This is a genomic window from Pseudomonas sp. DTU12.1 (genome assembly GCF_009873475.1).
Classification (GTDB): Bacteria; Pseudomonadota; Gammaproteobacteria; order Pseudomonadales; family Pseudomonadaceae; genus Aquipseudomonas; species Aquipseudomonas proteolytica.
This window is the reverse complement of sequence record NZ_CP045254.1, coordinates 4,385,408-4,399,012: the sequence shown is the minus strand read 5'-3', so window position 1 is coordinate 4,399,012 and position 13,605 is coordinate 4,385,408. Positions and strand designations below refer to the sequence as shown.

At 61.3% G+C, this 13,605-nt stretch carries 11 protein-coding genes; 8 read left to right on the top strand and 3 right to left on the bottom strand.

The features are described from left to right. The first annotated feature begins 224 nt into the window (after positions 1-224). The 4 genes from GDV60_RS19310 (at position 225) to GDV60_RS19295 (ending at position 3,253) form a co-directional block, all read left to right on the top strand. Positions 225-1,100 carry a secretin N-terminal domain-containing protein gene (locus GDV60_RS19310; RefSeq protein ID WP_256679320.1) on the top strand — a complete coding sequence of 292 codons (876 nt, stop codon included), beginning with the start codon at positions 225-227 and terminating at the stop codon, positions 1,098-1,100. A 168-nt stretch (positions 1,101-1,268) separates the two neighbouring features. Then, entirely contained in the window at positions 1,269-1,676 is a 408-nt protein-coding gene (locus tag GDV60_RS19305; protein WP_159908477.1) for a winged helix-turn-helix domain-containing protein, read from the top strand. Next, entirely contained in the window at positions 1,673-2,137 is a 465-nt protein-coding gene (locus GDV60_RS19300) for a transglycosylase SLT domain-containing protein (RefSeq protein ID WP_159908475.1), read from the top strand. The genes GDV60_RS19305 and GDV60_RS19300 overlap by 4 nt, the downstream gene beginning before the upstream one ends. 90 nt (positions 2,138-2,227) lie before the next feature. Next, on the top strand, positions 2,228-3,253 hold the full coding sequence (locus tag GDV60_RS19295; protein ID WP_159908473.1) for a quinone-dependent dihydroorotate dehydrogenase: 1,026 nt from the start codon (positions 2,228-2,230) through the stop codon (positions 3,251-3,253). A 128-nt stretch (positions 3,254-3,381) separates the two neighbouring features. Here GDV60_RS19295 and rmf read toward each other — a convergent pair whose 3' ends face one another. After that, the gene (rmf, locus tag GDV60_RS19290) at positions 3,382-3,597 is read right to left on the bottom strand and encodes a ribosome modulation factor (RefSeq protein WP_002553055.1); all 216 of its coding nucleotides are present in this window, start codon (positions 3,595-3,597) and stop codon (positions 3,382-3,384) included. A gap of 534 nt (positions 3,598-4,131) precedes the next feature. On the opposite strand from rmf, the gene rlmKL reads away from it, so the two are divergent. Together rlmKL and GDV60_RS19280 are read left to right on the top strand one after the other, a co-directional pair. Further along, positions 4,132-6,402 carry a bifunctional 23S rRNA (guanine(2069)-N(7))-methyltransferase RlmK/23S rRNA (guanine(2445)-N(2))-methyltransferase RlmL gene (gene rlmKL / locus GDV60_RS19285; protein ID WP_029298230.1) on the top strand — a complete coding sequence of 757 codons (2,271 nt, stop codon included), beginning with the start codon at positions 4,132-4,134 and terminating at the stop codon, positions 6,400-6,402. Positions 6,403-6,537: 135 nt separating this feature from the next. After that, positions 6,538-8,937 (top strand): GGDEF domain-containing protein, encoded by a 2,400-nt coding sequence (locus tag GDV60_RS19280; protein ID WP_092231823.1) that lies wholly within the window; start codon positions 6,538-6,540, stop codon positions 8,935-8,937. Between the two features lie 234 nt (positions 8,938-9,171). On the opposite strand, the gene dacB is transcribed toward GDV60_RS19280, so the two are convergent. Continuing rightward, on the bottom strand, positions 9,172-10,632 hold the full coding sequence (gene dacB, locus GDV60_RS19275; RefSeq protein ID WP_159908472.1) for a D-alanyl-D-alanine carboxypeptidase/D-alanyl-D-alanine-endopeptidase: 1,461 nt from the start codon (positions 10,630-10,632) through the stop codon (positions 9,172-9,174). Positions 10,633-10,869: 237 nt separating this feature from the next. On the opposite strand from dacB, the gene GDV60_RS19270 reads away from it, so the two are divergent. After that, positions 10,870-11,214, top strand: coding sequence for a YggL family protein (locus GDV60_RS19270; protein ID WP_003219101.1), 345 nt, complete (start codon positions 10,870-10,872; stop codon positions 11,212-11,214). Positions 11,215-11,265: 51 nt separating this feature from the next. Here GDV60_RS19270 and GDV60_RS19265 read toward each other — a convergent pair whose 3' ends face one another. Beyond that, on the bottom strand, positions 11,266-12,456 hold the full coding sequence (locus GDV60_RS19265; protein ID WP_029298221.1) for a benzoate/H(+) symporter BenE family transporter: 1,191 nt from the start codon (positions 12,454-12,456) through the stop codon (positions 11,266-11,268). A gap of 354 nt (positions 12,457-12,810) precedes the next feature. Here GDV60_RS19265 and GDV60_RS19260 point away from each other — a divergent pair, with 354 nt between their 5' ends. Further along, on the top strand, positions 12,811-13,575 hold the full coding sequence (locus GDV60_RS19260) for a GntR family transcriptional regulator (protein WP_029298219.1): 765 nt from the start codon (positions 12,811-12,813) through the stop codon (positions 13,573-13,575). The last annotated feature ends 30 nt before the right edge of the window (positions 13,576-13,605 follow it).

Below are 13,605 nucleotides of genomic sequence, written 5' to 3'. Positions count from 1 at the left end.
AAAAAGGCGTCGCTCCGTAGGGTGTCTTACAAGCCACCTGCGGTAACGACGCCTTTGTCCTTGAGCCCGTTCCGTCATTGGCGCGGGCTGCCCTGGGCAAGGTAAAGCAAGGCACATGCCACGGCGTGTGGCATGGGGTAGGCCGTCAGGCTTTCATCAAGATTGCGCCGTGGGGGCCTTTCACTATGGCGCCCCTTCAGGCAACACCGTCCAGGAAACCCAGCGTGCTCCTTGCTCGATTTACCACAGCGACCGTCCAGGGCCTTTTGCAGCGCTGGCTGCTGGCCGCTCTGCTGATGCTCAATGCCTTGCCGGCGATGGGCGAGTCCTATCTGGCGTGGGACGAAAGCCTGCAAGGCTTCTTCGGTCGGCTTGCGGTGCCCCTCGGCCAGCCCATCGTGGTCAGCAAGTTGGCGGCGGGCAAACGTATCAGCGGGCAGTTTGATTTTGCCAACGCGCAAGCCGTCCTCGAGGCCGTGGCGTTGCAGCATGAATTGATCTGGTACAGCGACGGCCAGGTGCTGCATCTCTACGACGCTGGCGAGGCCAAGAGTTCCGGGGTAGCCCTGCGACACATGACGGTCGACCGCCTGCGCGACGTCATGGGGCGTTCGGGGCTCGACGAGGCGCGCTACCCCCTGCGCAAGGCCGGCCCCCGTCTGTTTTACGTGTCGGGGCCCGCCAACTATGTCGATCACGTCATGCGCCTGGCCCAGTTGATGGACCGCCCGCGCCCGGCGCGGCGCGAGGACATGCAAAGAGTCGGGGTCATCCAGGTGCTCAACGCCGATGTAGCAGACCGCCAGTACGACAGGGGCGCGCAGACCATCACCGTACCTGGTCTCGCCACGCTCCTCGAGAAGCAGCTCGCCGAACTGGGTGGCAAGGCGCGCACCGGCATCACGGTGATTGCTTATCCGCAGGTCAACAGCCTGTTGATCAGTGGCAGTGAGCAGCAACTAAGGATGATCAGGGAGCGGGTGGCGGAACTGGATGTGCCCCCGCGTTCTTTTGCCCAGGGGCAGGGCGCTTCGACATCCCTGAGCGCCGATCAGTACGAACGTGTACGGCGCGCGTTTGCCCGGGTCGGTGAGCAGTAGCGCCAGGCTTCGAAAGTTCCTACGCAAAACTCCTGCAAAACTTCGACGCATCGGGCTTTTTCCTAACGTGAAATTGATGACGGGTTTCTATAGTCGCGCCTTTCCCAGACGGTGCGTGACGCAATCCTCAGGCGCCGTGAATGCCCGCAGACAGGTACAGAGGTTTGAATGGTTGTTGCAGTTGAGGGCTTGATGGCGGCGTCCCTCGCCTTTGGTCAATGGACGTTGCAGGAGGATGGCAGGCTGACCACCGAAGGTCGCGACATTCAGCTACCGCCCAAAGAGAGTCACGTGTTGCGCCTGTTGTTGACCACGCCTGGGGTGCTGGTCACCAAGGATTGCCTGCTGGAGCATGTCTGGCCGGATATCGACGTTGCCGAAGAATCCCTGACCCGCTGCATCTACTCATTGCGCAAGCAACTGGAGGGCGATCGTGGGTTGATCGCAACGGTGTATGGCCGCGGTTATCGCTTCAATGGCCGGGTGCGGGTGGTCGCGCGCCCTGGGCTGGTGCAGGCGGTGGGGGCACACACCGCTGCGTGCCCGGCCTGTGGATGGTGTGGTGAGCGGGTATGAGGCGTGCTTGCCGGCTGGGACTGATGTTATTGAGCCTGGGTGGAGTCGGTCAGGCCCAGGCGTATTGTTGGGCCGAGGCCGCCCGCCAGTACGATATCGAGCCAGAGCTGTTGCAGGCGATTGCCGCAGTAGAGTCCGGCTACCGCGCCGAAGCCATGAACCACAGCAACAACAATGGCACTCGCGATATTGGCCTGATGCAAATCAACAGCATTCATCTGCCGCGCCTGCTTAAACAGGGGATCACCGAGCAGCGGTTGTTGGATGAGCCTTGCCTGTCGGTGGAGGTGGGGGCATCGATCCTCGCCGCCTTTATCAAGCAGTTTGGCTACAACTGGACCGCCGTGGGCGCCTATAACGCCGGGCCTGGGGCCGGGCCCGAGCGTGATGAGTTACGCCTGCGCTATGCGCGCAAGATATGGGCGCGCTACGAAGAGTTGATGGCCGCTGGCAAGGGATGATCGACCGGCGGTGTGCCATGCCTCGCGCGCACCCGCCACCCCGGCTATAATCGCCGCCACCTTTCGCCGCCATCCGAGTCAAGCCCGCCCATGTATACCCTGGCCCGCCAGCTGTTGTTCAAACTTTCCCCGGAAACTTCCCACGATCTGTCCCTGGACCTGATCGGTGCGGGCGGCCGCCTGGGGCTCAATGGCCTGGTGTGCAAGGCGCCGGCGAAAATGCCGGTCTCGGTGATGGGGCTCGACTTCCCCAACCCGGTTGGCCTGGCCGCTGGCCTGGACAAGAACGGCGCGGCCATCGACGGCTTTGCGCAACTGGGGTTCGGTTTTGTCGAGATCGGAACGGTCACACCGCGCCCACAGCCGGGTAATCCCAAGCCGCGCATTTTCCGCCTGCCGGAAGCGGAGGCGATCATCAATCGCATGGGCTTCAACAACCTGGGTGTTGACCATTTGCTGTCGCGGGTGCAGGCCGCCAAGTACAAGGGCATCCTGGGGATCAATATCGGCAAGAACTTCGATACCCCGGTGGAACGTGCGGTGGATGACTACCTGACCTGCCTGGACAAGGTTTACGCCCATGCCAGCTATGTGACCGTCAACGTCAGCTCGCCCAATACCCCGGGCCTGCGCAGCCTGCAGTTTGGCGACTCCCTCAAGCAGCTGCTCGAGGCCCTGCGCCAGCGCCAGGAAGACTTGGCGGTACGCCATGGCAAGCGTGTGCCGTTGGCGATCAAGATCGCGCCGGACATGAGCGACGAAGAAACCGTGCTGGTAGCCCAGGCCCTGGTGGATTCGGGGATGGACGCGGTGATTGCCACCAACACCACCCTCAGCCGTGCTGGCGTTGAAGGCCTGGCCTACGGTGACGAGGCCGGTGGGCTTTCCGGTGCACCGGTGCGTGACCAGAGCACCCATATCGTCAAGGTGCTGGCTGCCGAGTTGGCCGGGCGTTTGCCGATCATCGCCGTGGGCGGGATCACCGAGGGCAAGCACGCCGCCGAGAAAATCGCCGCGGGCGCCAGCCTGGTGCAGTTGTACTCCGGGTTTATCTACAAGGGGCCGGCGTTGATTCGCCAGTCGGTGGACGCCATCGCGGCCTTGCCAAAACCCTGATGCGAACGTCCGGCCATAAAAAAGGGCTCCTCGAAGGAGCCCCTGGGCCGAAGCCCGCCGCCCGGATGGGGCGTGCGTGGTTAAGTCGTTACATTCTTCAAGGTGGTTGTCGGAATTAAGTGCCCTGATTAGCCGACGGCGTGAAGTTCGTTGAGTCTGTGGATCCCCGCAGTGCCGGTCATACCGTCCCAGTTGTCGCCGCGTCCTTCGCGCCACCCGTTAATCCAGGCCTGGCGTACCGACGGTAGAGTAAATGGGCAAAGCTCACGGGATTTGCCATGAACGCCATACTGATATCCGCGTAAAAATGCTCTTTCCAACGGATCACGCTTAAGTCTTCTCATAGGGTGTTTCCCTCACTTGTTGACTGTCTTGATATCCTTCGACCTCATCCGAGGCCGGGCAGAGTTTTTCTGCCGTTGGTGCGGCTCGCTGCCGGCGTGGCGAGCCAATGTGTCAGCGTCGTTGCGGCGCTAACCTGTGTTGAGTTCTAACCAATAGGTCACATGGATTCAATGATCGTTTTGTCATAAGCACGTAACGATAACGATGCTATAGCCATAAGCTGGGATGGCTTTTCGCCCCTTTTTTTGGCCAAAGCCAGCTATGATGTGCCCTGTATAGAGGATGGGTTTAATCCTTTAGTGAGAATACCCGCCGCCTGCAGTCGGTTATTATTCGACGAAGGGTCGGAATATTTCCTTTTGTTGCAAAAATTATCTCTCTGCCCCGGCAATCAAGGCCCACAAAGCCTGGACGCCGGGGTGGAACGGCACACATTCGTGCCACGCGAGCGCTCTTCAAGAAAAGCGCTTGATTGAAAATCGAACGCGCGATGCGTCGCCCGTTCACTTATTGCTGAAAAGCCTGGAATGCCCATGTCGGACCGTTACGAACTCTTCCTCACTTGCCCCAAGGGCCTCGAAGGCCTGCTGATCGAGGAAGCCGTCGGGCTTGGCCTTGAAGACGCCCGCGAGCACACCTCGGCCGTGCGCGGCATGGCCGACATGGAAACCGCCTACCGCCTGTGCCTCTGGTCGCGCCTGGCCAACCGTGTGTTGCTGGTGCTCAAGCGCTTCCCGATGAAGGACGCCGAAGACCTGTACCACGGCGTACTGGATATCGAATGGCAAGACCATATGGTCCCCGATGGCACCCTCGCGGTGGAATTCAGCGGCCATGGCTCGGGCATCGACAACACCCACTTCGGCGCGCTGAAGGTCAAGGATGCGATTGTCGACAAACTGCGCACCCCGACCGGCGAACGCCCGTCCATCGACAAGATCAACCCCGACCTGCGCATTCACCTGCGCCTGGACCGTGGCGAAGCGATCCTCTCCCTCGACCTGTCCGGCCATAGCCTGCACCAGCGCGGTTACCGCCTGCAGCAGGGCGCCGCACCGTTGAAGGAAAACCTCGCGGCGGCGATTCTGATTCGTGCCGGTTGGCCGCGCATTGCCGCAGAAAACGGCGCGCTGACGGACCCGATGTGCGGCGTCGGTACCTTCCTGGTAGAAGGTGCGATGATTGCTGCGGACATGGCGCCCAACCTCAATCGCGAGCAGTGGGGCTTCACCGCCTGGCTCGGCCACGTGCCGGCGCTGTGGAAAAAACTCCACACCGAGGCCAGCGAACGTGCGGCCATCGGCATGAACAAACCGCCGCTGTGGATCCGTGGCTACGAAGCTGACCCGCGCTTGATCCAGCCCGCGCGCAACAACATCGAGCGTGCCGGCCTGAGCCACTGGATCAAGATCTACCAGGGCGAAGTCGGTACCTTCGAGCCGCGCCCGGACCAGAACCAGAAAGGCCTGGTCATCTGCAACCCGCCGTACGGCGAGCGCCTGGGTGACGAAGCCAGCCTGTTGTATCTCTACCAGAACCTCGGTGAGCGTCTGCGCCAGGCGTGCATGGGCTGGGAAGCGGCGGTATTCACTGGCGCACCTGACCTGGGCAAGCGCATGGGGATCCGCAGCCACAAGCAGTATTCGTTCTGGAACGGCGCGTTGCCGTGCAAGCTGCTGCTGATCAAGGTCAACCCGGACCAGTTCGTGACCGGCGAGCGCCGTACCCCGGAACAGCGCCAGGCCGAACGTGAGCAAGCCGCTTACGATCAGGCCCCGACCGAGCCGCAAGAGCGCCAGTACAACAAGAACGGTAACCCGATCAAACCCGCGCCGGCACCGGCTCCGGTGGTCGAGCAGGCGCGCTTGAGCGAAGGCGGGCAGATGTTTGCCAACCGCCTGCAAAAGAACCTCAAGTTGCTGGGCAAGTGGGCCAAGCGCGAGGGTGTCGATTGCTACCGCGTGTACGACGCCGATATGCCGGAATACTCCATGGCTATCGACCTGTACCACGACTGGGTGCACGTCCAGGAATACGTGGCGCCCAAGTCCATCGATCCGGAAAAGGCTTCGGCACGCATGTTCGATGCCCTGGCTGCGATTCCCCAGGCGCTGAACATCGACAAGAGCCGCGTAGTGGTCAAGCGCCGCGAGCGCCAGAGCGGTACCAAGCAGTACGAGCGCCAGAGCGCCCAGGGCAAGTTCACTGAAGTCAGCGAAGGCGGGGTGAAGCTGTTGGTCAACCTGACCGACTACCTGGATACCGGGCTGTTCCTCGACCATCGCCCGATGCGCATGCGCATCCAGAAAGAAGCGGCCGGCAAACGCTTCCTCAACCTGTATTGCTACACCGCCACGGCCAGTGTGCATGCGGCCAAGGGCGGTGCGCGCAGCACCACCAGTGTCGACTTGTCGAAAACCTACCTGGACTGGGCGCGCCGCAACCTGTCCCTCAATGGTTTTTCCGACAAGAACCGCCTGGAGCAGGGTGATGTGATGGCCTGGCTCGAAGCCAGCCGTGATGAATTCGACATGATCTTCATCGACCCGCCGACCTTCTCCAACTCCAAGCGCATGGAAGGCGTGTTCGACGTCCAGCGCGACCACGTGCAGTTGCTCGACCTGGCCATGGCCCGTCTGGCACCGGGCGGGGTGCTGTATTTCTCCAACAACTTCCGCAAGTTCCAGTTGGAGGACAACCTGGGCGAGCGCTATGCCGTCGAGGAAATCAGCGATAAAACCATCGATCCGGATTTTGCCCGTAACCCGAAAATCCACCGGGCCTGGAAAATCACCGCACGCTGATCGACCTTGAAGCCGCGGGCCCGGATTTTTCCGGGTTCGCGGCTTTTTTACGCTGGTCAAAAGTGGGCTCGATGGCTATAACTAATCTCTTAGCCAAAGTGGCGCCCCTGCACGCTGGTGTTTCGAGTTTTGCCTATGCCGTTGCAAGACGTCCGCCCGAAAATACTGGGATTTATCAGCGAACAGGCGTCGGCTTGGCTGGTAGCGTCGGTAGTATTGCTGGTGGGTGTGGTGCTCACCGTCGTGCTGGCGCTGGCCACGGCCGATTTGCATCAGCAGGAAGTCCGCCAGCGTTTTCAGTTGTTGGTCAACGAACGCTATAGCCGCCTGGAAGAGCGTTTTGAAGACCAGGAACAGCGTCTGGGCAGCCTGCGGCGTTTTTTCGTCAATTCCAATACAGTTTCCCGCGAAGAGTTCGATGGGTTCGCCCAGCCGTTGCTCATGCGCGCGCGGGCCTATGCCTGGGCGCCACGGATATTTCGCGATCAGCGCCAGGCTTTCGAACAACAAGTGTCACTCCAGCGTGGCGCGCCTTTCTCCATTCGCGAACTGAACGACAACGGGACCCTGCTGCCGGCAGGCGAGCGCGACGAATATGTGCCGGTGTTGTATAGCCAGACCCAAAGCCTGATCGGCTCGCCCCTGGGGTTTGACTTGCTGGCCCAACCACTGCGCCGCTCAACCGTCGAGCGGGCGTACCGGTCCGGGAGCATCGCCGTGTCCCAACCCATGTTGCTGGTGGGTGTGGAGCCGGCGTATGCCATGGGGGTGTTGCTGGTAGCGCCCGTCACCCGGCCGCACACCGCGCAAATGACCTACAACGAACCCTATGGTTTCGTCATGGCGGTGATCAGCATGCGCCAGTTGGTGGCCGACGGCTTGCCCAAGCCCGCCCGGGACAACCTGGTCATGCAGATTGTCGATACTTCCGACACCCAGCAGCGAGTGTTGTACGAGTCGGATAACGCCGTGGCCGATAGCGGCCTGGAGGCGATCCGCCGGCTTACCCTAGGTGATCATGTCTATGCCCTGAGCCTGCGCCCCAGTCAGGTATTTGCCCAGGCCAATCACTCTGCGGTCACCAGTATCCTGGTCATGGGTGGCTTGCTCAGCCTGTTGCTCAGTGCCTTGCTCTACGTGCTGGTCAGCCAGCGCCAGCGGGCGGTGAGGCTGGTACAACAGCGCACCGGGCAATTGCACCAGCGTGAGTATGAGTTGCGCGGCGCCCACGGCCAGTTGCGCAGTGTGCTCAACGCCGCGACCCAGGTGGCAATCATTGCCACGGATCTGCGGGGGGTGATCAACACCTTCAATGCCGGTGCCGAGCAGATGCTGGGTTATCCGGCGCAGCAGGTGCTCGGTCACATGACCCTCGAAAGCCTGCACCTGGCGTCGGAACTGGAAACCCGTGCCATGCAGCTGAGCCAAGCGCTGGGCAAACGGATCATGCCGGGCCAGGCGATGCTGGTGGAGGGAGCCGACAGCCTGCATGAGGCTCGGGAGTGGACACTGGTCCGCCAGGACGGCAGCCAGTTGACCGTGAATATGCTGGCCACGGCATTGCTTGATGACCATGGCTTATGGATCGGACACCTGGCGATCTGCCTGGATGTCACCGAGCAGAAACGCGCCTATGAGGCCTTGGCTGCGCGGGATCGCTTGCTGAAAAAACTCAGTGCCCATGTGCCGGGTGGGATTTTCCAGTTCACCCTGGAGCCCAACGACAATTGGCGGTTTATCTACGCCAGCGACGGTATGCGCGATATCTATGAAATCGATCCGGGGCTGTTGCAACAGGATGCCAAGCAAGTTTTCGAACGTATTCACCCCCTCGATGCTGAACGCATCCGCGCTTCTATCCGCTTGTCAGCGCTGCAATTGAGCCATTGGCGCGAAGAATATCGGGTGCAACTGCCAGGCCGCGGCCTGCGATGGATCCGTGGCGAGGCGACACCGGAAGAGTTACCTGGCGGCGGTACGTTATGGCATGGCTACGTGTCGGATATCTCCGATCTAAAGCGGGTGGAGGAGGAGCTGCGGGCGCTGTCGATCACCGACTCATTGACGGGTATCCATAATCGCCGCTACTTCCAGGACCGGCTGAAGGCCGAGATGAGCCGGGTGCGGCGCACAGCGGGTACGCTGGCCGTGATCATGCTGGATATCGACCATTTCAAGCGCATCAATGACCAGCACGGGCACGCTGCCGGGGATGGGGTGCTACAGGAGCTGTGTCGGCGGATCAGCCAGCGTTTGCGCCGCAGCGATGTGTTCTGTCGCCTGGGCGGCGAGGAGTTCATGGTGCTGTGTCCGAACACCGATGGCGTTCAGGCCTACAGCCTGGCAGTTGAATTATGGGAAGTGCTGCGCAGTACACCGATGGAAGGCGTCGGCACCGTGACCGCCAGTTTTGGCGTGGCCAGTTGGCGGGTCGATGACGGTGTGGATGGCTTGTTGTTGCGCGCGGATTCGGCGGTGTACGCCGCCAAGCAAGCGGGCCGGGATCGGGTTGAGTCGCAGCGGTTGCCTGCTTGACGGGTTGGTTGTGACAAGCAGGTTGTTGTGGCAAGCAGGCTTGTTGTGGCGAGCGGGCTTGCCCCGCGCTGGGCTGCGAAGCAGCCCCAAAACCTGCCTTCGCGGTCTATCTGACCTAGCTCAGTGACGCAATGGGGGCTGCTTTGCAGCCCAGCGCGGGGCAAGCCCGCTCGCCACAACAAGCCTGCTTGCCACAGTAAGCCCGCTGGCAAAGCCACAATCACAACAGGCTGTTTATAGGCCTGGCGCGGCAGCCGCCAGCTTCGGCTGGCGATACAGGTCCAGCAATACCTGGTCCAGCACCGATGATGCACCCCACGGCTTCGGATCGTTGAGGATCGCCACCACTGCCCAGGTATTGCCATTGTTGTCGCGGCTGAAGCCGGCAATGGCGCGCACGGTGTTCAGGGTGCCGGTCTTGACGTGGGCTTCGCCGCGCAGAGCCGTGGTTTTCAGGCGCTTGCGCATGGTGCCGTCACTGCCGGCAATCGGCATCGAGCTGATGAATTCTGCCGCGTACGGGCTTCTCCAGGCGGCCTGCAGCATGGTCGCCATTTCCCGGGCGCTCACGCGTTCGGCACGGGACAGGCCGGAGCCGTTTTCCATCACCAGGTGCGGTGCCGTTATGCCTTTTTTCGCCAGCCACTGGCGGACCACGCGTTGCGCCGCCTTGGCATCGTCGCCGTCGGCATCGTTGCGGTATTGCGCGCCGAGGCTGAGGAACAGTTGCTGGGCCATGGTGTTGTTACTGTATTTATTGATGTCGCGAATGATCTCTGCCAGGTCCGGGGAGAACGCACGGGCCAGGACCTTGGCGGTTTTCGGCACCGGGGCCAGTACGTCGCGGCCCTGGATAGTGCCGCCCAGCTCTTTCCAGATCGCCCGCACGGCACCGGCGGTGTAGGTGGCATGGTCGAGCAGCGACAGATACGTCTGCGAGCTGCAGCCGTCGCCCAACTGGCCGCTGACCGTCACGGTGACGCTGCCATCGGCGGCGGTGATCGGGTTGTAGCGCACGTCACCGGTGCACTGCTTGGCGTTGGTGGCCTTGACCTGATTGTCGATCTGGATGCTGGCAATCGGCGGTTCGACCGAAACCAGCACCCGGCCCGAGTCATTGCGGGTGACGAAACGCAGGGCCTTGAGGTTGACCAGCAGGGCGTCCGGCTTGACCAGGAACGGTTTGTTGGCATCGTTGCCGTCGTCGTTGAATTCCGGCAATTGCGGCTGGATGAAGAAACCACGATCCAGTACCAGGTCGCCGGTCACTTGCTGTACGCCATTGGCGCGCAGGTCGCGCATCAGCAGCCAGAGTTTCTCCATGTTCAACTTGGGATCGCCACCGCCCTTGAGGTACAGGTTGCCCCGCAGGACGCCGCCGCTCAGGGTGCCGTCGGTGTAGAACTCGGTCTTCCACTGATGGTTGGGGCCGAGCATTTCCAGGGCGGCGTAGGTGGTGACCAGCTTCATGGTGGATGCCGGGTTGACCGAAACGTCAGCGTTGAACACAGTGGCGGTGCCGGGGCCATTGAGCGGAATCATCACCAGGGACAGCGCATTGTTCTGCAGCTTGGCTTTCTGCAGGGCTTCCTGGACTTTAGGTGGCAAGGTGGTATTGATCGGTGCGGCGGTGACGGAGAGGGCCAGGGGCAAGAGGAAACTGGCGAGTAACAATGGACGCAAGGATTTGATCATAAGAAGTAAGACCCTACTGCATAGGAGGGTGAATGTAGCGGGGGCTATGTAAGAAAATCCCCCAGTGGTCATGAAAGTGTCGGCATTATGCCCCAAGGTGGGGCTACTTGTGCCTCAACGATAGCTGCAAATGGCGGTTTTTTTTAGCCCTGACGTGCCACCCGTCTTGGATTGCCGGGCATTCAGCGCCTTAAACTGGTAGAGTGCCGGCCGTTAATACTTAAGAGGATTGTTCCAATGGCGACTAACCGTTCCCGGCGTCTGCGCAAAAAACTGTGCGTTGATGAATTTCAAGAGCTGGGTTTCGAACTGAACCTGGACTTCAAAGAAGGTTTGGACGATGAAGCGGTTGACGCTTTCCTCGAAGCATTCCTGACTGAAGCGATGGACGGCAATGGCCTGGACTACGTTGGCGGTGATGACTTCGGTCTGGTCTGCAAAGCCACCCGTGGTTCGGTCAACGAAGAACAGCGTGCCGCTGTTGAAGCGTGGTTGAAGGCTCGTCCAGAGCTGACCCGCGTTGAAGTCAGCGCACTGCTGGACGCCTGGCACCCAGAAAAGCCGATCAACCCGGCTGTCTGATGGCATGAAAAAGCGACCCGCCCGGGTCGCTTTTTCGTTTCAGGGTATTTATCAGGCCTTGCGCCAGTTCAGAATCACCAGCGTCAACACCCCCGCCACAATCCCCCAGAATGCCGAACCGATGGAGAACAGCGTCAGCCCCGACGCCGTGACCATAAAGGTGATCAGCGCTGCTTCCCGTTCCTTGGGCTCATTCATGGCAACGCTCAGGCCATTGATGATCGAGCCAAACAGCGCCAATGCCGCGATCGACAGCACCAGCTCCTTTGGCAGTGCGGCGAACAAGGCCGCCAACGTGGCGCCAAATACCCCGGCGACCCCGTAGAAAATCCCGCACCACACGGCGGCGGTGTAGCGCTTGTTGCGATCCTCATGGGCGTGGGGCCCGGTGCAGATGGCCGCACTGATGGCGGCCAGGTTGATACCGTGGGAGCCAAACGGGGCCAGCACCAGCGAGGCCAGGCCGGTGGTGGTGATCAGCGGTGAGGCCGGCACGTCGTAGCCATCGGCACGCAGGACCGCGACCCCCGGCATGTTCTGCGAGGTCATCGCCACCACGAACAGCGGAATACCGATGCTGATGGTCGCCGCCAGAGAGAAGTGCGGCGTGGTCCATACCGGCGTCGCCACTTCCAGGCTGAACCCGCTGAAGTCCAGCAGCCCCATCAGCCCGGACAAGGCAGTGCCGATCAGCAGCGCGGCCAGCACCGCATAACGGGGCGACAGGCGCTTGATGATCAGGTAGGTAAAGAACATGCCCAGCACCAGGGCGGTGCGGTGCTGCGCGGCGACGAAAATTTCGCTGCCGATCTTGAACAGAATCCCGGCCAGCAGTGCGGCGGCCAGTGAAGCGGGAATCTTCTTGACCAGCTTTTCAAAGCTGCCGGTGAGGCCACAGATCGTCACCAGCACCGCACAGGTGATGTAGGCGCCGATAGCCTCGCCGTAGCTGACCCCGCCCAGGCTGGTAATCAACAGTGCCGCGCCGGGGGTCGACCAGGCGATGGTGATGGGCGTGCGGTAACGCAGGGACAAGCCGATGCTGCACACCGCCATGCCGATGGAAATTGCCCAGATCCATGAGGAGATTTGCCCGGTGGTCAGGCCGGCAGCCTGGCCGGCCTGGAACATCAGCACCAGCGAGCTGGTGTAGCCAGTCATCATGGCGATAAAGCCGGCAACGATGGCCGAGGGCGAAGTGTCGGCCAGTGGGCGCAGGGGCGCCTGGGTCGCGTCGGTCATGGAAAAGTCTTCCTTGTACCCGGCAACTTGTAGGCGCCGGCTTGCGGGCGAAGATCTTCAGCGATGGCGCGGGCATTCTGGTGGAAGGCGGCGCTCTCAGGTTCTTCGCGAGCAAGCTCGTTCCTACAGGGGCATCGGGGCAGCATTGATGGGTGGGGAAATCGTGGAATCAAGCCTAAACTCAAACGTAACTGACTGTTGCAATACAGCCGGCCGCGCAAACAGCCGTACAGTGTGTTGGCGCAACGGGTTGTGTACAATGTGCGCTGTTTTTACGCGATACTTGCCAGCGACCCGCTGTACCTTTATTACAGTCAACGTCAATTCGCCGCCGTTCTCCCGACCCGAGTGCCCATGAACGAACAGTTGCAGCCCCTCAAGAAACAGCCGCGAGCCGGTAAGGCCGGTCGCAGTGGAACCCAGGACGATATCGTTTACGCGCATATCTTCGAGGCCATCCTCGAACAACGCCTGGCGCCCGGTACCAAATTGAGTGAAGAAGCACTGGGCGAGATCTTTGGCGTCAGCCGCACCATCATCCGTCGCGCCTTGTCGCGCCTGGCCCATGAAGGCGTGGTGTTGCTGCGCCCCAATCGTGGTGCGGTCGTGGCAAGCCCTAGTGTCGAGGAAGCCCGCCAGGTGTTCCTGGCCCGGCGTCTGGTGGAGCGGGCGATCACCGAACTGGCGGTGCAGCATGCATCGACCGAAGAGCTGGCCGAACTGCGCCAGATGGTCAACGACGAGCGCGACAGCTTCTCCCGCGGCGACCGCGGCGCGGGTATCCGGTTATCCGGCGAGTTCCACCTGAAACTGGCCGAGGCGGCAAAGAATGCCCCGCTGATCAGCTTCCAGCGCAGCCTGGTGTCCCAGACCTCGCTGATCATCGCCCAGTATGAAAGCGGTAACCGCTCGCACTGTTCCTATGACGAACACACCCAGTTGATCGACGCGATCGAGGCCCGGGATTCGGCGTTGGCGGTGAACCTGATGATGCATCACATGGATCACATCGACAGCAAGCTCAACCTCGATGAGGAAAGTGCGTCGGATGATTTGCATGCGGTGTTCTCGCATCTGCTGCAAACCAAGAAGCCGGGCCGCTCCTCAATCAAGCTGTAAACCCGATCAAGCTGTGTAGGGGCTGGCTTG

Excerpts from the sequence above, each read along its gene's own strand:
- GDV60_RS19265 (WP_029298221.1), bottom strand. The coding sequence starts at position 12,456 with ATGACCGACGCGACCCAGGCGCCCCTGCGCCCACTGGCCGACACTTCG.
- GDV60_RS19295 (WP_159908473.1), top strand. The coding sequence starts at position 2,228 with ATGTATACCCTGGCCCGCCAGCTGTTGTTCAAACTTTCCCCGGAAACT.
- GDV60_RS19270 (WP_003219101.1), top strand. The coding sequence starts at position 10,870 with ATGGCGACTAACCGTTCCCGGCGTCTGCGCAAAAAACTGTGCGTTGAT.
- dacB (WP_159908472.1), bottom strand. The coding sequence starts at position 10,632 with ATGATCAAATCCTTGCGTCCATTGTTACTCGCCAGTTTCCTCTTGCCC.
- GDV60_RS19305 (WP_159908477.1), top strand. The coding sequence starts at position 1,269 with ATGGTTGTTGCAGTTGAGGGCTTGATGGCGGCGTCCCTCGCCTTTGGT.
- rmf (WP_002553055.1), bottom strand. The coding sequence starts at position 3,597 with ATGAGAAGACTTAAGCGTGATCCGTTGGAAAGAGCATTTTTACGCGGA.
- GDV60_RS19260 (WP_029298219.1), top strand. The coding sequence starts at position 12,811 with ATGAACGAACAGTTGCAGCCCCTCAAGAAACAGCCGCGAGCCGGTAAG.
- GDV60_RS19280 (WP_092231823.1), top strand. The coding sequence starts at position 6,538 with ATGCCGTTGCAAGACGTCCGCCCGAAAATACTGGGATTTATCAGCGAA.
- GDV60_RS19300 (WP_159908475.1), top strand. The coding sequence starts at position 1,673 with ATGAGGCGTGCTTGCCGGCTGGGACTGATGTTATTGAGCCTGGGTGGA.
- rlmKL (WP_029298230.1), top strand. The coding sequence starts at position 4,132 with ATGTCGGACCGTTACGAACTCTTCCTCACTTGCCCCAAGGGCCTCGAA.